Annotated in this window: 20 protein-coding genes; 10 read left to right on the plus strand and 10 right to left on the minus strand. The window is 61.2% G+C overall.

The window, feature by feature from the left end; translation table 11 throughout:
• Positions 1 to 1714: tetratricopeptide repeat protein (locus tag AC04SG_RS31665; protein WP_488554230.1), on the plus strand; the 1714-nt coding region annotated here is incomplete at its 5' end.
• 12 nt (positions 1715 to 1726) lie between these two features.
• On the opposite strand, the gene AC04SG_RS31670 is transcribed toward AC04SG_RS31665, so the two are convergent.
• The 9 genes from AC04SG_RS31670 to AC04SG_RS31710 form a co-directional block, all read right to left on the minus strand.
• Complete coding sequence (locus tag AC04SG_RS31670; protein ID WP_488554231.1) at positions 1727 to 2227, minus strand: YHS domain-containing (seleno)protein; 501 nt, start codon at positions 2225 to 2227, stop codon at positions 1727 to 1729.
• A gap of 13 nt (positions 2228 to 2240) precedes the next feature.
• A complete protein-coding gene (locus tag AC04SG_RS31675) occupies positions 2241 to 2831 on the minus strand; it encodes an ankyrin repeat domain-containing protein (protein ID WP_488554232.1) in 591 nt (196 codons plus the stop codon).
• Between the two features lie 120 nt (positions 2832 to 2951).
• The gene (locus AC04SG_RS31680; RefSeq protein ID WP_477352398.1) at positions 2952 to 3296 is read right to left on the minus strand and encodes a hypothetical protein; all 345 of its coding nucleotides are present in this window, start codon (positions 3294 to 3296) and stop codon (positions 2952 to 2954) included.
• Between the two features lie 351 nt (positions 3297 to 3647).
• The gene (locus AC04SG_RS31685) at positions 3648 to 5174 is read right to left on the minus strand and encodes a winged helix-turn-helix domain-containing tetratricopeptide repeat protein (protein WP_477352397.1); all 1527 of its coding nucleotides are present in this window, start codon (positions 5172 to 5174) and stop codon (positions 3648 to 3650) included.
• 592 nt (positions 5175 to 5766) lie between these two features.
• On the minus strand, positions 5767 to 6837 hold the full coding sequence (locus AC04SG_RS31690) for an adenylate/guanylate cyclase domain-containing protein (RefSeq protein WP_488554233.1): 1071 nt from the start codon (positions 6835 to 6837) through the stop codon (positions 5767 to 5769).
• A gap of 3 nt (positions 6838 to 6840) precedes the next feature.
• Complete coding sequence (locus tag AC04SG_RS31695) at positions 6841 to 7335, minus strand: Rab family GTPase (RefSeq protein WP_192249098.1); 495 nt, start codon at positions 7333 to 7335, stop codon at positions 6841 to 6843.
• 11 nt (positions 7336 to 7346) lie between these two features.
• Positions 7347 to 10025: an OmpA family protein gene (locus AC04SG_RS31700; protein ID WP_488554234.1), complete on the minus strand. Its 2679-nt coding sequence runs from the start codon at positions 10023 to 10025 to the stop codon at positions 7347 to 7349.
• A gap of 7 nt (positions 10026 to 10032) precedes the next feature.
• A complete protein-coding gene (locus AC04SG_RS31705) occupies positions 10033 to 10698 on the minus strand; it encodes a coiled-coil domain-containing protein (protein WP_192249092.1) in 666 nt (221 codons plus the stop codon).
• 306 nt (positions 10699 to 11004) lie between these two features.
• The gene (locus AC04SG_RS31710; RefSeq protein ID WP_112561833.1) at positions 11005 to 11235 is read right to left on the minus strand and encodes a hypothetical protein; all 231 of its coding nucleotides are present in this window, start codon (positions 11233 to 11235) and stop codon (positions 11005 to 11007) included.
• A gap of 245 nt (positions 11236 to 11480) precedes the next feature.
• On the opposite strand from AC04SG_RS31710, the gene AC04SG_RS31715 reads away from it, so the two are divergent.
• Complete coding sequence (locus tag AC04SG_RS31715; protein WP_488554241.1) at positions 11481 to 12521, plus strand: aminopeptidase; 1041 nt, start codon at positions 11481 to 11483, stop codon at positions 12519 to 12521.
• 37 nt (positions 12522 to 12558) lie between these two features.
• On the opposite strand, the gene AC04SG_RS31720 is transcribed toward AC04SG_RS31715, so the two are convergent.
• Positions 12559 to 13656 carry an ROK family protein gene (locus AC04SG_RS31720; RefSeq protein ID WP_488554242.1) on the minus strand — a complete coding sequence of 366 codons (1098 nt, stop codon included), beginning with the start codon at positions 13654 to 13656 and terminating at the stop codon, positions 12559 to 12561.
• Here AC04SG_RS31720 and AC04SG_RS31725 point away from each other — a divergent pair.
• From AC04SG_RS31725 to AC04SG_RS31760, 8 genes are all read left to right on the plus strand, one after another.
• On the plus strand, positions 13553 to 13786 hold the full coding sequence (locus AC04SG_RS31725) for a hypothetical protein (protein WP_488554243.1): 234 nt from the start codon (positions 13553 to 13555) through the stop codon (positions 13784 to 13786). The two genes, AC04SG_RS31720 and AC04SG_RS31725, sit on opposite strands and share 104 nt — an antisense overlap.
• 123 nt (positions 13787 to 13909) lie before the next feature.
• Complete coding sequence (locus AC04SG_RS31730) at positions 13910 to 15175, plus strand: ABC transporter substrate-binding protein (RefSeq protein ID WP_488554235.1); 1266 nt, start codon at positions 13910 to 13912, stop codon at positions 15173 to 15175.
• An 83-nt stretch (positions 15176 to 15258) separates the two neighbouring features.
• Positions 15259 to 16194, plus strand: a complete 936-nt coding sequence (locus AC04SG_RS31735) for a carbohydrate ABC transporter permease (RefSeq protein ID WP_488554236.1) — start codon at positions 15259 to 15261, stop codon at positions 16192 to 16194.
• The gene (locus AC04SG_RS31740) at positions 16187 to 17092 is read left to right on the plus strand and encodes a carbohydrate ABC transporter permease (RefSeq protein WP_488554237.1); all 906 of its coding nucleotides are present in this window, start codon (positions 16187 to 16189) and stop codon (positions 17090 to 17092) included. Before AC04SG_RS31735 ends, AC04SG_RS31740 begins: the two co-directional genes overlap by 8 nt.
• Before the next feature lie 67 nt (positions 17093 to 17159).
• Positions 17160 to 18266 (plus strand): ABC transporter ATP-binding protein, encoded by a 1107-nt coding sequence (locus tag AC04SG_RS31745; protein WP_488554238.1) that lies wholly within the window; start codon positions 17160 to 17162, stop codon positions 18264 to 18266.
• An 11-nt stretch (positions 18267 to 18277) separates the two neighbouring features.
• The gene (locus AC04SG_RS31750) at positions 18278 to 19057 is read left to right on the plus strand and encodes an SDR family NAD(P)-dependent oxidoreductase (RefSeq protein ID WP_488554239.1); all 780 of its coding nucleotides are present in this window, start codon (positions 18278 to 18280) and stop codon (positions 19055 to 19057) included.
• Positions 19054 to 20076, plus strand: a complete 1023-nt coding sequence (locus AC04SG_RS31755) for a sugar phosphate isomerase/epimerase family protein (protein ID WP_488554240.1) — start codon at positions 19054 to 19056, stop codon at positions 20074 to 20076. Before AC04SG_RS31750 ends, AC04SG_RS31755 begins: the two co-directional genes overlap by 4 nt.
• Positions 20076 to 20888: an SDR family NAD(P)-dependent oxidoreductase gene (locus AC04SG_RS31760; protein ID WP_023777157.1), complete on the plus strand. Its 813-nt coding sequence runs from the start codon at positions 20076 to 20078 to the stop codon at positions 20886 to 20888. Before AC04SG_RS31755 ends, AC04SG_RS31760 begins: the two co-directional genes overlap by 1 nt.
• Positions 20889 to 21030: the final 142 nt, after the last annotated feature.

Raw genomic sequence — 21030 nt, forward strand, 5'->3', positions numbered from 1 at the left:
CAAGAACATCGCCGATCCGGTTCGCGCCTATCGGCTGCTGCTGGATCCCGCGGCATCGGGAAAGATCACAGCCGCGCCACACCGGCCGGGATCGCGCGTCATGATCCTGGCGAGTGTCGCGGCTCTGGCATTCGCCGTGCTTGCCGGCTTTTTCGCATGGCAGAAGTTCTCGATGCCATCGCGGCCATCGGTTGCCGTGCTGCCGTTTGCAAATCTCGGCGGCGATCCAGGCCAGGACTATTTCGCTGACGGCATCACCGAAGATCTGATCACCGACCTCACCAAGCTTTCCGGTCTGGACGTCATCGCTCGCAACTCGGTATTTGCCTACAAGAACAAGCCAGCAGCGCTGGCGGACGTGGCGCGCGACCTTGGCGTCCGCTACGTCGTTGAGGGCAGTGTCCGCCGCACCGGCGAGCAGATCCGCCTCAATGCCCAGCTCATCGATACGGCAACGGGCGACAATCTGTGGGCCAACCGGTTCGACCGTGGCGTGGCCGGCGTGTTTGCCGTCCAGGAAGAGATGAGCGGGGAGATCGCCAAAGCGCTTGGCATGCAACCTTCGGCAGCGGAAAGCGAGCGCATGGCACGCCCGCCGACGAACAATCTCGAGGCCTACGACTACTATCTCCAAGCCGAGACGGCGTCACGCAACGTCCTGCAGGCCGGGCTGCGGGAGGCGCTTGCGCTCTATGAAAAGGCGGAGGGGCTCGACCCAGCGTTCGCGGAAGCCTTTGCGGCCGACGCGCGCACGACAGTCTATATCTGGCGCGAGGCCTTCAACGACATCATGCAGAGCGCGCCGGCGCGCAAGCGAGCCTATGAGAAGGCGAGCCGAGCTTTGGAACTCGAACCGGACCTTTCATCGCCCTATGCAATTCTCGGTATCATGCAGGTCGTGAATCGCCGCTACGAAGATGCGATTGCCTCTGCCAAGAAGGCTGTTTCAATCGGTCCGGGCGATGCAGAGGCGCAAGCAGCCCTTGGATATGTTCAGTTATGCGCCAGCAATTATGCCGAGGCAGCCGCAGCGGTCGAGACAGCGCTCAGGCTCGACCCCGACCTCTCCGCCATCAACAGGGAAACTGCCGGGCTGGTTTTTCTTCTTCAGGGGAATGTCGATAAAGCGATCAAGACTCTCGAACGCACCCGCGACGATGCGTCCACGGTTGGTAACTTTCGGTTTACACTCGCTGCCGCGTATGTCCGCGGCGGCCGTCTACCGGATGCGAAAGCCGAAATCGCAGCTGGGCTCCACCTCGTAGCAGGGTCCAGCTACGTGGACTCTTTGGCTGGGTGGCAGATGACTCATGCACATTTCCGGAACCCGCAGGATCTGGCGATCCTCGTCAACGCACTGCGCCAGGCAGGCCTACCCCAATGGCGCTATGGCTTTACCCCGGACCAGCACGACCAGTTGAAGGGTGCTGAGATCGCGTCCCTCGTTATTGGCCATACATTGCAAGGCCAGATCGAACCCGGTCTGCAACCAGCCTTCCTTCAGATCGGGAGCGATGGCAAGGCGGCCTTCCGCACGACGACGCGGCTGGTCACCGAGACCGTCTACGTCGATGGCGATCTCTTGTGCGAGCAGAGCGAGAACCTGTTCGGGCGCCCCGACTGCGGTCCCGTCTACAGACGCAATGACGAAGCCGGCAAAGGCTACTCCTATGCCAATACAAGCAAGGTGTTTCACTTCACGGTCGTCCAGTAGGCGAACGTGGTTTCAGTGATACTTGTCGAGCTCCAAATTGGCCGCGACCTGCGGCCAGTTGGCATCGGCTTTCGGTATGTTTTCAGCCGCATGCGCGGCGAAATCGTCCGCATTGCCGACGTCGTAGATCAGGTAGAGCTTGCCGTCGATAATCTTGAATGCCTCAGGATCGACATTGACCGTGACCCCTCCGCCCACGACTTCGCCGGCGCAGTAGCCGCCATATTGAGGAGCGTACTTGACCGGTTCGCTCATGAACATTTCCTGGTGTTTCTTGGTGGCGAAATGCCAGGGTGTCCCCAGCCATTCATAAGTGAACTGTTCGGAGCCCTTCACGGCCTTGCCGTCAGTGAAGTAAGCGACCGTGTCGTAGCCCATGATCGCCACACCGCCGAAATAGCCGGTGTTTACCGAATCGTCGGCTCGGGCCGATCCCGCGCCGGCGACCGCAGCTACCGCGACCAGAGCAGCCGCCCCCAAATTCCGAAGTTGTGACTTGATCATAGTGCTCATCTGCATCCTCCCGTTAATCGTGGATCTCGGTGCACTTCGCCGCGTTCACCTCGCCAAGGATTTTGGCTTGGCAGGTAGCACCATGGCGTTTGAACAGTCGTATGATGTCCGTGTTACCCTTCCAGAATGCGCGCGTTGTCGGCATGTAGCCATGAGCCTCGGGATGGTTCACATCGGCACCTTTCGCGATAAGGAATTCGGCCAGTTCAAGATGGTTTTCCTCACCGGCCACCAACAACGGCGTAGCACCAGCCTTGTTGGCGGCATCGTCGAGCACCGCGCCTTTTTCCAGCAGCAGCTTGGCGATCGGCAGGCTGCCCGAGAAGGCCGCCGCATGAAGCGGGGTAAAGCCGCCCGAGTTACGCGCCATGACGTCGGCACCCTTGCCCAGCAGCAATTCGGCGATTTCCGGCTGGTTGTCGAGCGCTGCAGCGATGAGGAGGGTTGCCTGGTCGCGCGCCCGGCTGTCGACATCGGCACCGCCTGCCAGGGCTTGCTCCACAGCACCCTTGTCGCCGGCGGCGATGGAGTCGAACAATTGCTCACCTGCGGCTGCAGTTGTAGCCGCCAATACCAGCATACCAAGTGCCAGCAGTCCGCGCATGACGCAGGGATAGCATATATTAGCTTGGAATCATACAAGCTGCGTTGGGCTTATCGGGGCAGATGCTGGCGGACGGCGCGGCCGGGCGGGCGCCATAGGATGCGTCCGATGCCTCGCAAATCAAAATCCGTCGGGAGGAGCAAAGAAGCAGTTTGCGTGATCTTCGGCTGGGTGCAAGCAAATGTGAAAATGGCTGTCTCCGGACGGAATGGTGTCGCCATACGGAATTCGGAAAAAGTGTTGCCTTGTGACGAGGTGATGGTCGCCCGGATTGAGCAGCACTCTGAAACCATCAGGGCCGGTGCTCACACTGGTATTCGGAATTTCCTGGCAATCGCCTCTCTCTTGGTCGCCTCGGCAGCAAGCGGGTGGATAGGTCCATCCCGATTCGGTGTCGTGGGCGCCAGCGCCATTCCAGCAAGACAGCATCGCTAGGGTAGCTGAGAAACACCAAGCGCGATTCATCAGTCGTGTTCCGGCGGACAGCAGGTGGCAAATCCGCCGGCAAGTGTGAGCGAAGTCCTGCCGGATGTAACGAAAGGACTCCGATCAAAGGGCGATATTTCCCCGATCGGCATCTTCGCGAGGGCTCGGAACTCAGGTTAATAAATGGCACTGAAAGGCCCCGCTCGTAGCCCAAGCGAAGGAGAGGCTCCCTTCCCTCTCTCGGAAAGCGTTTCCGATGCGCGTCATGCGAGTCGTCGCCTTGCCGCATTCAACCCCACGTCGCAATAAGAACGCACCGAGGAGGCTGGAGAGGACCGGCGGCTTGTGACAGCGCTGCACCTGCGCGCTGTTCGGTCCGCGCTGGCTGGCTCATTCAGGAAGCCCTGCCGTTCGCAAGGCTGTTGCCAGCGCGTCCATCAAGTAGGGCCGAAACAGGTTAGTTCGCACGTAGCCGCCGACCGAAAAATTCGGTGCCACCTCGATCAGTCGTCGTGCCGCAGAGTGCGCGGCTTCGACATTACCAAGGCCGACGTGGCTGGCCGCGAGATAGGCGTACGGGATGCTGAAGCCGGGATTGGCCCGGACCGCCAGAGCGGCGTATCTGGCCGCGTCGGCAAAGGCTTCGGCAAAGAGGTGGGTCAGGGCGAGTGCGCAGTAGGGATGGTAGCTCAGCGGATCGTCGAGCGGGCTCAGCCGCAGCGCCTTGTGCGCATGTTCCACCGACCGCTGGTGTCGCTCGCTGTGGGCACTGACCAAAGCGCTGAAGCCAAAGGCCAAGGCCGAATTGTGGTTCAATGCGAGGGCCCGGTCGAGCACCTCGAGGGCCATGTCGTAGTCCTGGGTGAGGTTCGCGCGGACGAACGCGCCGATGCTCATCGCCTGCGGGTCGTCGCTGTTGATGCCTAACGCAATGTCGGCGTGGTTGAGTGCGGCCGCCTTGTCTGCGGGATCCAAACCGTTGCGGAGGTAGCGCTGCTCGTAACACCATGCGGCGTAGCCATGCGCAGCGACATAATCCGGCTGAAGCTCGATCGAGCGCGCCAGCAGTTGCAGGGCCTTGTCAGTCTCGACGGGCGTGTTCGCATGCGCGTGCGGCAGGGCCCGAAGGTAGAGATCGTACGCGTCCAGACTTTCGGGCCGCTTGCGGCGCGCGCGCTCGATCTCTGCACGACGGACACTCGGTTCGATCGAGCCCACGATCTGCTCGGTCAACCGATCCTGGAGTTCGAACACGTCCGTTACCGCGCCCTCGAACCTGTCGGCCCAGACATGCGTGGCCGTTGCACCGTCGACAAGCTGGGCATTCATCCTAAGTCTCCCCCCGGACTGCCGCAAGCTGCCCTGCAGCAGGTAGCGAACGCGTAGTTCAGCGGCGATTGTGCGCGGATCGGCCTTCTCGCCCCTGAAGCCGAAGGAGGAATTGCGTGCGATGACGAACAGGCCCGGGATCTTCGAGAGGTTGGTGATGATGTCCTCGACCAGGCCATCGGCGAAGTAGTCATGCGGCTCGTCGCCGCTCATGGTGGCGAACGGCAGCACGGCGATCGAAGGGCCGCCGAGCGCACTCTCGTCGCCACCCTCCAGCGACAGGCGGTAGCCCCGCCGCGAGACGGTGGCCAAGACCGCATGCCGTTGGTCGCCGAGCGCTCGCCGGATCTCGTGGATGCATTGAACGAGACTGTCGTCGGTGACGGCGGCGCCTCCCCAGACGGCTTCAAGCAGCTCGGCCTTGCTGACCAGCCTGTTCGCGTTCTGGACGAGGTGGCGAAGGACCGCAAAGGCCTGCGGCCTGAGGGCGATTGCGTCGCCGTTGCCAAGACGGAGCGTCTCGCCTTCCAGGTCAACGACAACCTTGTCGTTGAGGACAAGGGTGGCAGTTGCTGGCGAACCGACCATGACGATCCCCACGTGTGACGGATTCCGTCGCCTAGCATACACTAGGACGTCGGCGACGGCTCTCCATCCTTTCAGGGCTCTGGCCGGCGCAATTTTGGCAAACGATCGGAACTCGCCCGTTACTCGGACGAGGGTCGTCGCAACGAAGCACGACCGCGCAGGAGGGGATAAACGATGTCTGCCACCCGATCTTGTCCGGTCGCTCCGCGATCGCTGCGTGACGCTACTGGGTAGCCGCCATTTGCGGTTCGGTGCTTCCCGGGTCGACCGCGGCGGGTGAGTGTGACTTTTATGGAATGAGGGCCCCGTTTTCGAGTGCGCCCCTGAAACCCTCGACAAGACCGCCTCTCGCCCCAGTCGCAAGCAAGAATCATTTGGCACGGCAGCTTTGGAGAAGCTTCAATGGCGCACTGAATGACCGATATGAGGCGCATTGCCGCCCTGCAGTATTTTGGGCAGCAAGCGGGCGGGCAGCTTGGGGGAACGCGGCAACCTTGATGGACAGTCCGCAGCTCTTGCGAACATTCGAAACCATGATGTTTGGCGAGCTTGAGACGCAATGCGCTCCAGGATCGGCACTGCCAAGCGGCAATCAGGCCGGGAGCCGCCACATTCGCACACGACCTGCACCACGCAATTCCGTTTCCTCGAGTGGGTCGCAAGCAAACTTTGGTCCGAGCAGTTGATGAGTTGCGTCCGAAATACGGATTTCATCGGGCTCCGCGGACGTTTGAATGCGTGAGGCGAGATTGACGGTCTCACCCCATAGGTCATAAGCGAACCGCCTCTTGCCTATGACGCCGGCGACGATCGGGCCTGAGTGAATTCCAATCCTGAGCCTTATCGGTTCTCCCGCGAAGCGTTCGCGCTTGACCGCCTTGCGCAGCTCAACGGCATACTGCGCGAGGGCTTTTGCATGATCGGATCGGGCGGTGGGAAGGCCAGCGACGACCATCACACAATCGCCGATTGTCTTGATCTTTTCGCAGCCATGTCGTTCAGAGAGCCGATCCGCCGCCTTGAAGAAGTAATTCAAAATAGCGAGCGTCGTCACGGCGCCGACGGTCCGCGCTCGTTCCGTAAAACCGACGATGTCGGCAAAGAGCACACTCACCTCTGCGTGGTTGTCAGCAATTTTCTTGTGCGCTTTCAACCGTTCCGCGATCGACGCCGGAAGAATGTTGAGGAGCAAGGCTTCGGCGCGCTGGTATTCACGCGCCAATCCCTCCTGGCTCTTCCTCAACGCCTCGTTCGCCGCTTGCAGTTTCTCGTTGAGTTCACGCTCCCTCTCTTGCAGGAGCGTCATTTCATAAGCCTTCTGCTGAAGCCGCTGCCTGTTGGCGCGTTCGGCGGAGGCGTCAAGAAAGACCAGCCACACGCAGTCATCGTCAGCAAAAAAATGAAGGTCCGCGACACGCCCGCTGGGCAGTTCGACCATGGGAATATGAAACGGAAGCTCCGGGCAAGGCAGCAGCCCTTCCATGAATTCAAGCTGCTCGGCAACAGGCTCGCCGATGCGAAGCGATGAGAGCCCGTGATGTTCAACATTACCGCCCTTGGCAGCTACGCAAAGCTGGGCGTCGATTTTTACATATGCGACAGCGTGCCCATTGGAAAAGAAGTTGAAAATCCAACTTCTGACCTCTTTTGGCAATCCATGCATGGTCTATTTTGTGACCATCAAGGCAAGGTGATGAAACGCATCATCAACATGCTCACCCGTGAGCGCACTTGTCAGATAGATTTGCCATCCACGCTGCCTCAGTTCGTCAATCTCACTATCCGATATTGCCCACCGATCGGCCAGATCGGATTTGTTGATCAGCAATATAAACGGCATAGCGCCGAATTCGGCCTCGACCCGTTCGCGCAGCGTGAGCGCCACGGCAAGGGTTGCGGCGCGGGTTCCATCGACGACGAGCACGAGCCCGGTTGCACCTCGGACATAGCTGACGCGGAATGAGCCGATATCGTCTTCGCCGGCCAAATCCCACAAGATCAGATCCACGGTTTTGCCCGGGAGTTCGACACTTTTCTTGTCGATTTTCACGCCCACCGTGGTCAGGTAGGTTTCTGAAAAGATGCTTTGCACAAACCTGCGAACCAGACTCGTTTTTCCGACAGCGAACCCGCCGAGCATACAGATCTTTTTTTGCAACATTTTGGGCTCCGCTAGTCCAGGCTTACGGTAATCGAAACCCGGCGATTGGTGGAGCTCCCAGCTTGACTATTTTCAGGTACCAGCGGCTCAAAGGTGCCCGCGCCCCGAACCAGCAGCAGTTCCGGAGAGACGCCGCGCTTGTTGAGAAGCGCACGAACTGTCTCGGCGCGGGCGGCGCTGATCGAAGCGTTGGCCGTCTCACGGCCCGTGGTGTCCGAATGGCCGGTCAACATGAACCGCGCTGTTACGCCTGACTTGCGGGCTTTTTCGGCGAATTCCTTTATTTGATCCGCCAATCGGTCGAGGACCGGCGTCTGCTCCGGTCCCGGCACAACTTTGCCGGACGAGAAGAAGATATCGGTCGTCTGGATGGCCTCTCGCAAATAGTTAAGTTCTGCAAGGTTCATCTCACTCAGCTGCGAGACGTCCAGGACCACTCCGTCCGCCGAAAGCTGGTCGGCGGCGGCCTGCGCCCGGCTGATCCAGCCGGCAGGAGCCTCACCCACGGCAACGATGCGACCCTGGACGATCGAAAGCTGAACCGATTTCGGCGGGCTCAGCGACGCCGTCAGCCGCTTCACCACGAACTTCGGATCAAGGCTCTGATAGAATTGCCACTGCGAATGAACGCGGGCGGGATCGACCTGCGTTCCGGACAACAGCGACTGCGGGTCGGCGGCAAGCGGGTCTCTCAGGCCGGAAATGTAGAAATGTCCGCCCCTCGCCGTTTGTTGGGCGACGATGATTCCCGGTTGGGCCTCAAGCCGCGACACATAGTACTGCCAGTGCTCCGCCGCGCGTGCATCGGGGCTCACATCATGAACCTTGGAGATGTCGAATTCCGGTCCGCCTGCCGAAAGCTGTCGGGCCGCTGCGCGCGCCCGATCAATCCAGGTGTCGGGAGCCTCACCCTCGGCAACGATGCGACCATTGACGATCGAAAGTCGCACCGTATTGGGCGGATACAGCGACGCCGTCAGCCGCTTCAACACGAACTCCGGCTCAAGGCTCTCATAGAATTGCCACTGCGAATGAACACGGGTCGGATCGACCTGCGTTCCGGACAAAAGCGACTGCGGGTCGGCGCCAAGCGGGTCTCTCAGGCCGGCAATGTAGAATTGGCCATCGCGTATCTTTTGCTCTGCAACGATGATGCCCGGCTGGGTCTCCAGTCGAGACACATAGGCCTGCCAGCGCTCCGCCGCGCGTGCGTCGGGGCTTACGTCACGAACCCCCGAGATATCGAAGACCGGCCCGCCTGCCGAAAGCTGCTGGGCCGCTGCACGCGCCCGGTTGATCCAAGTGTCGGGAGCCTCACCCTCGGCAACGATGCGATCATTGACGATCGAAAGTCGTACTGAATCCGGCGGAGCCAACGACGCCGTCAGCCGCTTCAACACGAACTCCGGCTCAAGGCTCTGATAGAATTGCCACTGCGAATGAACCTGGGCGGGATCGACCTCAGTTCCGGACAACAGCGCCTGCGGGTCGGCGGCAAGCGGGTCTCTCAGACCGGCTATATAGAATTGGCCATCGCGTACCTGTTGTTCGGCAACGATGATGCCCGGCTGGGCCTCCAGTCGCGATACGTAACCCTGCCAGCGCGATACATAAGCTTGCCAGCGCTGCGCTGATTGCCAGGAAAGAAAGTACCAACCGCCTGCCAGACTCAAAAGCAGCAAGGCCACGGCCGCCACCAGCCAGGGAAACCCCTCGTGTGATTCATCCTGCTTCAGCTCGACGCAGGTCTGCAGCTGCGCCTCTACGGAGGCCAACTGCGAACCGTCGCCGTCAAACTGCTCTAAAGCCTGTGAGGATTCCTCATGGATGCGAAGCAATACATCGCGAACTATGTCATGCAGTTCCTCTGGCGGATTTCCCCGGATCACCGAAACCAGGGTCGCAAACGGTCCAACTTCCGACCAGAGACGAAGGTCGCCAAAACGGATTGTGTCCAGGCCGCTCTGCTCTTTCTCGTTAAACGAGTCCTTCACAAAATCTTGAATTGCACTCAGCATCGAAGAGATGAGCTGAGGATCTTCGCTCGTTGCGTTATCAGCCGTTACATGAGCTATCAGAAGACCGGAATTGCGATGAATGAGAAAGGCATGTTCTATACGATATACAAGAGAGTGCTTGAGAACAACTTGCGAGAAACTAGCGCCAGTTCTCCAAGCCTCAAATCTCCACTTTAGGCCATGCCAGGTAAATATGTGCCTTAAAGTTTCATTCAGCGACTGGAAGGTCTGGTCGATCTTTTCTCCGATCGACTTGCGAATTGCCGGCAGAAACACCGGATACAATATATCCGTCAGCGTGCGCGGGCTTCTCTGGATCGACCGTTGCACAGCCCGTTCGACAGCCGGCGCAAGCGCCTCGCCGAGTTGCGCATGAGACGCTCGCGCGGCCGCATTGGGGAGAACATCGCCTACGGCTGTAGCAAGCTGCTCGGGTTCGCCGAGCAGCTGCGTAACGCGTGAAAGCTCCGAAATCTCGCGGCCGACCAGCAACTGGCGCAGCGTTTCCATGCGAGGATCGGCGGTTGGAACTGCCTCGAAACGCACACGGTAGTCCGGATCAACGTTCCGGGCAATTTCGATCAAAAGACGAGCCAGAGCCTCGCGATCAATCTCTGTATCGTTCGAGGCTATTCTTTTCGGAAGGCTGACTGGGTCGACGGTTGACGTCAAGGTCCCATCAACTCACTTTCCAGCTACGGTCCGAGTTGCTCTTGCTCCCGACAGGATCCTGATTGAGACATTTTGCAACCTCGACAAACAGGCCGGCCAAAAGATTTCGGTCGGTCTTGACGTTGCTGAGATCGGCAAACATCTTCTCTATCAGCATCTGAACGCCTTCATTCTTCTGCTTGATTTCCTCACGCAGCAAATGATCGTTCCGATTTATCCGGTCCGAAACGTCGCGCTCAAGTGCGCTCAATTGATCCGACAAAGTGCGCACCTGCTTTTCAAGGGCCTGATTTTGCTCGCGAAGATTCCGATCGATCTCCTTATCGGCATCGGCTCGTGAGTCTTTTTCGCTCCGCAATTGCCCCGCAAGCGAATCGATCTGCTTCTTTGCATTCGACTCGTACATTTCGAGATTGCGCTTGGCCTCGGATTCGACATCCTTGAAGCGCTGCAAGACCCGTTCTTCAAGCTTGGAAAAACGGCGGTCATAGTCCTGCATCTGGTTGCCGAACAGCAGATCACGTATCTTGTCGACACCTACAGCGTCGCCGGGGGCCCCGTTCTCGCGAGCCTGAACTCCCATGAAGTTCAGCCCGTTTCCTTCTGCGTTACCTATCAGAGTTGCGTCCGCCTTCTTTTCCGAAGAAACGGTATTCGAAGCTTCCTTTGCCATGCTTTTGCCCTTCCATTTGAGCACCTGCCAAGGTGCAAAACCCCATAAAAAACAGAGCATGTCAGCAAAATACCCGGCTCGCAAGTCGGTATCTCTTGACTTAAGTTGATTCGTGAGGCAGCCGATTGCCGCGCGCCGATTCAGCAATGGACGTTTGGGACCTGGCCATTTCAAATGGCGGCGGCGGCAACTGCAATATTGCGCTCAATATTATTCGATAAGGAGCGCTTCACCAATTACAAGGCAATACTGGGGGAGTTTCCGGTCAGGGCTATGGCCGGCAACTAGTCGACGCGCGCGGCTCTGCTAGTCCGAAAAACTTACGCTCACGCCGCGCTGCCGAAAATATGCCTGCATCAACTTGCGGCCCTGGCGGTTGTTCTGCGCCAATTTGGTCGGATCGAACACCGCCTGTTTTATTCCTTCTCGAGCCAGCGCCGCCTTGAGCGTCGCGATATGGGCGTCGATGTCGGCATTGTCCGCCCGAAGCGAGGCATAGATGCTCTCGGTCGCCTGGGCCACGGTGGGTTCGCTCACAGCTGTCGTCCTTTGGTTGGTTGAGCGGCGGCTTAACACAGATTCGCGGCTCCGCCGATACCGGTGGACTTGCGTCCATCGAAGGCGAATGGCCGCATTGCCAACCCAGCCAAAGTCGAAAGTCCGAGCCGCTGCCCCTGTAGAGCTTGACGAAAATCGGTGCGCCTGTTTGAGAGCGGAGGATCGAGACATCGCTGCATGGGGCGACGAGCAAGGGTGGGCAAACTGTGAAGCGCGTTCTTCGGATGCTTGCCGTGGCGATCATGGCGTCCGGGGTGACCGGCTGCACAAGCATTTCCTATTACGCGCAGTCGCTGGAGGGCCATGTACAGATCATGGCCGCGCGCAGGAATGTCGGGAAACTCATTCATGATCCTTCGACGCCTGACGCCTTGCGCGCCAAGCTGACGTCGGCGCGCGCCATAAGACGGTTTGCGACAGATGAGCTGGCGCTGCCCGACAACAGCAGCTACCGCAGCTATGTCGACATCCACCGGGATGCGGTGACCTGGGCTGTTTTTGCCGCGCCGCAATTCTCGCTCGCGCCACAAACATGGTGCTTTCCGGTTTTCGGCTGCGTTCCGTACCGGGGTTACTTCTCCCGGAAATCGGCGACCGAGAGCGCTGTCGAGCTTCATCGACAGGGGCTGGACGTCTATGTCACGGGCGTCACCGCCTATTCCACTTTGGGCTGGTCCAGTGACCCGCTGCTGAGCACCATGCTGCGTCAGGACGACACCTATCTGGCAAGCCTTGTTTTTCATGAGCTGGCGCATCAGCGGCTCTATGTGGATGGCGATTCCGCATTCAACGAGGCTTTCGCCGTTGCCGTCGAAACCACCGGCGTCAGGAAGTGGCTCCGCGCCGCCGGCGATCGGGCCGGATTGCGCCGCTACGAAGCCGATCGCAAGCGCAGCGCCGATTTTCTCGGACTGGTGTCGAAAACGCGCGACGAGTTAAGGCAGATCTATGCAAGTCCCCGCACGCCGGAGCAGATGGCGGCTGCCAAAACAGCCGTGATCGACAGGCTGCGAATGCGCTATCGGCGGATGCGCAACAAAAATTGGGCCGGATACCGGGGATACGACGCCTGGTTCGCTGCCCCGATCAACAACGCAAAGCTCGCCGCGACTTCTGTCTACGGTGAACAGGTTCCGGCCTTTCTTCGGTTGTTCGACCTGTGTTCGGGCGATTATCCAAGGTTTTACGCCGCTGTTCGACGGATCGCGGATTTGCGGCCACCTTCCCGCGCCGAAGCGCTCAAGGCGGCCGATACGTGCAATTGATTTGAACGAGCACGCGACCCTGGCGTGAGGCTGACGATCAGCCGAGCGACAGTTCCTTCGTCTGGTGTCTCAGCACCAGGCCGACCGCGCCCAGCAGCGAATCGTTTTCGGTGTGCTTGCCGACGATGATGCGCGTGCGCAGGGCCGGGGCGATATCGCGGGACTTGATGAGCGTGTGGCGTTCATAGGACGCGATCAGCGGCGTCAACAGAATGTCGCCGGCCAAAGCCATGTGGCCGCCGATGATGATAAGCGGCGGATTGAGCACCGAGCCGATCAGGCCGAGACCCCGGCCGGCGATCTCGGCGGTATCCTCGATCATCCGCAGTGCCCTGACGTCGCCCTCTTCGGCCATGGTGATGACATCGTCCATGGTGACTTGCCGCCCCACGACACGCGAAATCTGTTCCAGCGGCCGGGCAAAACTCGCGTAGAGCTCCAGGCATCCGCGATTGCCGCACCGGCAAAGATCGCCGCCGGGATCGATGCTGATGTGCCCGAATTCGCCGGCGCCGCCGGCGATGCCCGTCACCAGCCGACCATGCTGGACAATGGCGCCGCCGACACCCAGATCGATCTTGAACAGCACGAAATCGTCCTGGCCGACGGCCGCGCCCCACATCAGCTCCGCAATGGCCGAGCAGTTGCTCTCATTGTCGGCGAAGATCGGCTGTTCCAGGACGGGTCCGAACACATCTCGTATGTTGACGCCGGCCCATGTTGGAACCATGCTCGCGCGCAGCACCACTCCATCGCGGCTGACAGGGCCGGAGACGGAAACCCCAACCCCCAGGAGCCCCGCCACCGGCAGACCGTTTTCCTTGTAAGATTGGGCAATTGCCGATTTGACCATCTGGGCCGCCTGTTGCGGCTGGTAGTCGAGATCCATTGGTATAGTTTGTTCGGCAATGACGGAATGCGAGACATCGGCGACGATGAGCCGTATCTGCTGAAGAGCCAGGTGAATTCCGACGCAGGTGCCTGCTGTCGGATTGAGCGTAACGGCCGCGGCTGGCCTGCCGATACCTCTGATGCCAGCGCTGCTGGTCGGAGCTTCGATCACCATCCCTGACCTTCTCAAGCCATTGAGCGCGGTTGAGACCGTCGAGCGCGCCAAACCGGTGACGCGTGCGATCTGCGACGCCGAGAGCACGCCGCGCTCGCTCAGGCAGCGCACGATCATGCTTTCCGGCGACGCGGACGGTCGGTCGATCAGCCAGGTCCTAAGCGAAGGTTTTGTCATGGATCAACATAAACATCGTTGACTGATAGCTCCAATATGTCATCTTGGAAAGAACTCGAGATTAACGCATCTCGCCGGCAGCGGCTTCAAACCGCGGCCATAAGCGGTCGATACGAACCGTGCAACCATATGTGGGAGTGAAACCATGAAATCCGTTATGACCGCCTTCGCGGCCGCTGCTGCGTGCACCCTTGTCGCCGGGACCGCCTTCGCCGAACCCAAGACGAACCTTCTGCACCAATGGGCGACCGGATCGGACGCGCAGGCGATCGCCAAGCTCGGCGAGATGTTCACCGCCAAGGGCGGTAAATGGGAACAGACCTCGATCGCCGGTCACACGGCCAATACACTGGCCAAGCTGCGTGCCGACGTGATCGCCGGCAATGCCCCGCCTGCCGTGCAGCTCAAAGGCCCGGAAATCGCCGAGTGGAACGAGACCGGCATGACCGCCGATCTCGACGAGCTGGCGGCCTCGGAAGGATGGGAGAAAGTGGTGGCGCCGGAATTGCTTCCGGTGATGAAGCCGACCGGCAAATGGGTCGCCGCTCCCATGAACATCCACCGCATCAACTGGCTCTGGGCCTCGCCGAAGGTCATGCAGGCGGCCGGCGTGGCGGAAATGCCCAAGACCTGGGCCGAGTTCAATGCGGCCTGCGACAAGATCGTCGCCTCAGGCAAGATCTGCATTTCGCATTCGACCGCCGACTGGACGGATTCGACGGTGTTCGAGGTCGTGCTCTACGGCCAGGACATCGATCTCTATCGCAAGGCCTTCGTAGAAGGCGATGTCGAAGCCATGCGCAGCCCGGGGATGGTCAAGGCCTTCGAGCAGATGCGCCTGATGACGAGCAAGTACATGGATCCTGGTATGGTCGGCCGTGATTGGGATTCGATGTCGGCGCTCGTCGGCAAGGGCGACGCGGCGTTCCACATCATGGGCGACTGGACGATCGGCCTTTTGACCGCCGCCGGCTTCAAGGAAGGCACCGACTATGTCTGCGCCCAGGCGCCGACCGACTGGGGCAAACCCGGCTTCATCCTCAACTCGGACTCGGTCGTGTTCTTCAAGCAGAAGGACCAGGATTACATCGACGGCCAGAAGCTGTTGGCCAGCCTGATCCTGTCGCCCGACTTCCAGACGGTCTTCAACCAGGCCAAGGGCTCGATCCCGGCACGCCTGGATATCGATCTGTCGAAGGGCTTCAATCCGTGCCAGCAGCTGTCGCAGAAGGATCTGCAGGCTTCGATCAAGGACGGCACGCTGGTGCGCTCGATGGCCCACAACATGACCATCCCGCAGAAGATGCGCGGCGCGATCATGGACTCCATCACCGAGTTCGTGGCGACGCCGGACATGTCAGCCGAGGACGGCGCCAATGCGATGGCCGACGCGGCCGAAGCACAGAAATAGACGGGAAACGGCCGGGCGCAATGTCTATCCGCACCCGGCCACCCGCCATCCCAGTCCCGCGCCCTGCCAGTCCCATACTCTGAATGTCAAATCACGACCTGATCCTGTCGGTCCCTGCCCCCGCCCGCCCCTGGCGGGAACGGCTGGGCTCCGCAATGCCCTTGCTGGTGCTCGGCCCTTCCCTTGTGGCGAGCTTCGTCTACGTCTTCGTGTTCACCGGCTGGACGCTCTACATCTCGCTCTCGAACTCCTCGCTGCTGCCGACCTATGGCTTCGTCGGCCTGGACAATTACGCGTCGCTGTGGGCGAACCGGCGCTGGAACATCGCCTACAACAACCTGTTCTTGTTCAGCGGTTTCTACATTGTCGGCTCGATGGCCGTGGGGTTGCTGCTGGCGATCCTGATCGACCAGCGTGTGCGCGGCGAAGCGGCCTGGCGCACGATCTTCCTCTATCCGCTGGCCGTCTCCTTCATCGTCACCGGCACGGTCTGGAGCTGGCTCTACAACCCGGTCGACGGTATCCAGGCGATGGTGCGCGGTTTCGGCTGGACGAGCTTCAGTTTCGCACTCGCCAGCGACCGGCACTATGCGATCTACGCGGTGATCATCACCGGCGTCTGGCAGGCCTCGGGCTTTGCCATGGCGCTGTTCCTGGCCGGTCTGCGCTCGGTGGATCAGGATCTCGTCAAGGCCGCGCAGATCGACGGCGCATCGACCTTGCGCATCTATCGCAAAGTGCTTCTGCCGACGATTGCGCCGATCTTCCTGGCGGTCGCCGTCATCCAGATCCAGTTCGCCATCAAGACCTTCGACCTGGTAGCCGCCCTCACCAAAGGCGGCCCTGGAATCTCGACCACCTTCCCCGCCATCTACGTCTATGACCTGATGTTCCAACGCGGCCAGATCGGCGAAGGCGCGGCCGCCGCCATCATGATGCTTGCCGCTGTTGCCGTGGTGCTGGTGCCCTATTCTTTCTGGGTGGTCTTGCGGCGGCGCAAGGAAGCCGGGCATGGCTGACGTCTCACTGGACCAGTCGCTCGATCATCGCGCCGCCACGGTTGCGGCGCGGAGGCATTTCCTCACTCGCCTCGTCATCTATGGGCTGCTGGTTATCTTCGCGGCGATCTACCTGATCCCGTTGCTGGTCGTGGTGCTGAATTCATTCCGCGATCAGCAGGAGATCGCGCGCAACGGGCTGATCTCGCTGCCACGCAGCTTCCGCCTCGACGCCTGGGGCCAGGCCTGGAGCACCTATTGCATCGGCGGCACCTGCGAGGGCATGCAGCGCAACTTCTACAACTCTCTGAAAATGACGATCCCGGCGACGATCATCTCGACTGCGGTCGGCGCGATGAACGGTTACATCCTGTCGAAATGGCGTTTCAGGGGTTCGGAAGCGCTGTTCACCTGCATGCTGCTCGGCGTCTTCATTCCGGGCCAGATTTCGCTAATGCCGTGGGCGTTCATCCTCGGCAATCTGGGGCTCAGCAATTCGGTCTACGGGCTCGTCCTCATCCACGTCATCCAGGGCATTTCGTTCACCACCCTATTTTGCCGCAACTACTATGTCAGCATCCCCGACGATCTCATCAAGGCGGCGCGCATCGACGGCGCAGGATTCTGGCGCATCTTCCGCAAGATCATTCTGCCGCTCTCCTCACCGATCCTGATCGTCACGGTGATCTGGCAGTTCACCGGCATCTGGAACGAATATCTGTTCGGTGTCGTCTTCACCTCCGGGCAGCAACAGCCGATCACCGCCGCGCTCGTCGCGCTGACGGCAAGCGGCACGAATGTGCGCGCCTATGATGTCATGAGCGCCGCGGTGCTGATCGGCGCGCTGCCGCCGCTGCTGATCTATCTCTTCGGCGGCAAGTATTTCGTCCGCGGCCTGACCCAGGGTGCGATCAAATGAGGCGCAATCAAGTGAGCGGAGCCTGTCTCCTATCGCCGATCGTCCCGTCCGCCAAGAAGGGCATTGCATGTCGACATTGACCATCCGATCCCTGCGCAAGAACTTCGGCGCGGTCGAGGTGCTGAAGGGCATCGATCTCGAGGCGCAGAACGGCGAGTTCATCGCGCTGGTCGGGCCGTCCGGCTGCGGCAAGTCCACCTTGCTGGCGATGATCGCCGGGCTGGAATCTGTTACCTCCGGCGAGATCCGCATCGACGGAAGGCTGGTCAATTCGGTTGCGCCGAAGGACCGCGATATCGCCATGGTGTTCCAGTCCTACGCGCTTTACCCGACGATGACGGTGCGCGAGAACATCACCTTCGGCATGGAAAGCCGCCGCGTGCCGAAGCCGCAGCAGGACGAGGCCGTCAAGCGAGTTGCCGCTTTCCTGCAGATCGAACCGCTGCTTGGGCGCAAGCCCGGACAGCTCTCGGGCGGCCAGCGCCAGCGCGTCGCGATGGGCCGGGCGCTGGTGCGTGACCCGAAGCTGTTCCTGTTCGACGAGCCGCTTTCCAATCTCGACGCCAAGCTGCGCGTCGACATGCGAACCGAAATCAAGAAGCTGCATCACCGCGTCGGCAAGACGACGGTCTACGTCACCCACGATCAGGTCGAGGCGATGACGCTGGCATCGCGCATCGCCGTGATGCATCAGGGCGAGGTCCAGCAATTCGATGAGCCGGCCACAATCTACAACCGTCCGGCCAACATGTTCGTCGCCGGTTTCATGGGTTCGCCGGCGATGAATTTTCTACCGGCTGAACTGAGCGAGAAAGGCGGTCGCCCCGCTGTTGCCTTGCAGACCGCCGACGGCAAGACGGCCAGCCTTCCAATCGTCCAGACCCTTCCATCCGATGCGCCGCGACAGCTCATTCTCGGCATCCGGCCGGAGCACATCTACCGGTTCGATCCCGATCTTGCGCGCCGCAAGCCAGGCATCGCGCAAATCGATGCCGTGGTCGAACTGGTCGAGCCGACGGGTGCCGAGACCATGGCCGTTCTGCGCCTGGGCGGCAAGGAGATCACCGGTCGCTTCGATCCCGACGGCACGCCACGGATGGGCGAGACGGTGACGCTGGGCATCGACATGGCGCGTGCCTGCCTGTTCGACCCGACGACCCAACGCCTGATCTGACCTGATCTGAAATGAGCTCCGCCTTGTCCTTCGCCACCTATCCGAGCCTGGCCGACCGTGTCGTGCTGATCACCGGCGGCGCTTCAGGCATCGGCGCCGACACGGTGCGCGCCTTCGCCGCCAACAGCGCGCGCGTCGCGTTTCTCGATCTGCAGCAGGAAGCCGGCGAGGAACTCGCGCGCGAACTCGCCGCCACGGCACGGCACGCGCCATTCTTCATGCGCTGCGACGTGACCGATATCCCTGCCCTCCAGGCTGCGATCGATACGGTGCGAGAGCGGCTGGGACCTGTCGCGGTGCTGGTCAACAACGCCGCCGATGACAATCGCCAGGCGGTCACCGACATCACGCAGGCGACCTGGGACCACGCCCAGGACGTGAATCTCAGGCACCACTTCTTTGCCGCCCAGGCCGTGCATCCCCAGATGAAGGAATTGGGCTTCGGTTCGATCGTCAATTTTTCCTCGATCGCCTGGCGCTCCGGCGCGGCACAGATGGCGCCCTATGCGGCGGCCAAGGCCGCGGTGGTCGGGTTGACCTTCGCGCTGGCGCAGGCGTTTGGCCCCGACAACATCCGCGTCAACGCCATCGAGCCGGGCGCAGTCATCACCGACCGGCAACGGCAGCTCTGGTTCAAGACTCAAGGTGCGGTCGACCAGGTCGTGCAGCGCCAGATGATCCGCAGGGTTCTGCTCGGCGAGGAGATCGCGCGCACTGTGCTGTTCCTCGCCGCCGACGACAGCCGCATGATCACCAAGCAGTCGATCACCGTGGATGCCGGCCTGCGATGACCTCACCCGAACCGAACGATCGCTTCATGCTCGAGGTCGGCCTGAACCCCTACGGCCTGACTTATCATCTCGGCCTCCAGGGCCGCGGCACGCCACGCGCCAATCCCAGGCCTGCGGGGCTCGAAGGGTTCATCGCGCTGGCGACCGAACTCGGCGCGCTTGTGCTGGAGATCTGGGTACCATGGCTGAGCGAGCTTTCCGACGACGCGGTGATCGCGCTTCGCGAAAGGCTCGCCGGCCTTGGGATGACGCCGATCGTCAGCGGCGGCCTGCTGGTGGGCGAACCGCTCGACGACGCATTTCGGGCCGCACGCCTGTTGAAGGCCAAAATCATCCGAACGGCGCTGACGCCGGTTCTGTGTGGCGACCGCAACGCCGCCGGCGAGAAATGGACGGAGTTCGCCGGCATCATTCGAGAGAGATTGGTGGAATGGGGGCCCCGCGCGAATGCCGAAGGCCATGTCCTCGCGATCGAGAACCACCAGGATTTCACCAGTAGGGAAATCGTCGATTTCTGCGCCCTTGGCGGCGAAGGCGTCGGCGTCACCTTCGACACCGGCAACACATTCCCGGTCGGCGAAGCGCCGCTCGATTTTGTCAGGCGGATCGCCGCTCATGTCCGCCATGTCCACCTCAAGGACTACCGCGTGCAGTTCACGAGCGAAGGCTACCGGCTGATCCGCTGCGCCATCGGCGATGGGGCGGTGCCGTTTGCCGAGCTGTTTGCCATTCTCGGCCAACACCACGACCGCATGACCGCCGTTCTCGAACCCGGCGCGTTGGAGGCGCGGCATGTCCGCTTCCTCAGCGACGGCTGGTGGCACGGCTACCCCGAGAAGACGGCGCGCGAATTTGCCGCCTGCCTGGCGGCAGCCCAGCGCAACCGGCTGCCCGACGATGCCGACACCCGCACCCCCTGGGAGCGCGAGGACGACGGTTCCCTGGTTTCCTATGAGCTCGACATGATCCGGCGCAGCGCCGCCAACATGCGCAACCTTGGTTTGATGGAGAAGATCTGATGACGGCACGTGAACTCGATGGATTGACCGCCTTCGTGACCGGCTCCGGCCGAGGGCTGGGCCGCGTGATGGCCGAGCGCCTGGCCGAACTCGGCGCCAATGTCGCGATCCACGACATGGACGAAACGGCGCCGGCCAAATATGGCGAGTTCGCCAATCTCGGCGAAGTGGTCGAGCGCCTGAAGCGGCATGGCACGAAGGTCACCTCGGTGACCGGCAACATTGGCGACCAGAAGGCGGTGGCCGAGATGAAGCGCAAGATCGAGGCCGATCTCGGCGACGTGCATGTGCTGGTCAATTGTGCCGGCGGCGACATTGGCGCCAAGGGCGGCAAGCCGAACCCCAACAACGCCCTCGACATCGAACTGGACGACATCCGCGTGCTCACCGAGAACAATCTGATCGGCACGATGCTGGTCTGCCAGGCCTTCGTGCCGCCGATGAAGCAGCGCGGCGGCGGCTCCGTCATCAACATCGCCTCGGCGGCGGCACATCTCGGCTGCTCGCCCGAGGTCGTCTACTCCACCTTGAAGGCCGCGGTCGTGCATTACACGCGCTGCCTCGCCAAGGAACTGATCGACGACGGCGTTCGCATCAACGCGGTCAGCCCCGGCGCCACCAAGACGGCACGCTTCCAGGCGACCCGCGTGGTCGATCCGGAGCGCATGGATTCGAGCCGGAAATCGCTGAACCGCTATGCGGAGCCGGAAGAGATCGCCGAGGCGGTGGCCTTTCTCGCCGGCCCCCGCGCGCGCTTCATCAACGGCCAGGTCATCCGCGTCGATGGCGGGTTTACGATCTTTCCAGGGTGAATGGCGGCCGCCCGGCTGCCGCAGGGCAATCGCATCCGAGCGGCGCCAGCCCCCTCTCCGTCTCGGCTTCGCCGAGCCACCTTGTATCTACACGAGAGAGATTTCGTGGGATTGAAGCGATTGAGCCAAGGTCCGGGCGGCC

Source organism: Mesorhizobium sp. CNPSo 4684 (assembly GCF_057784315.1).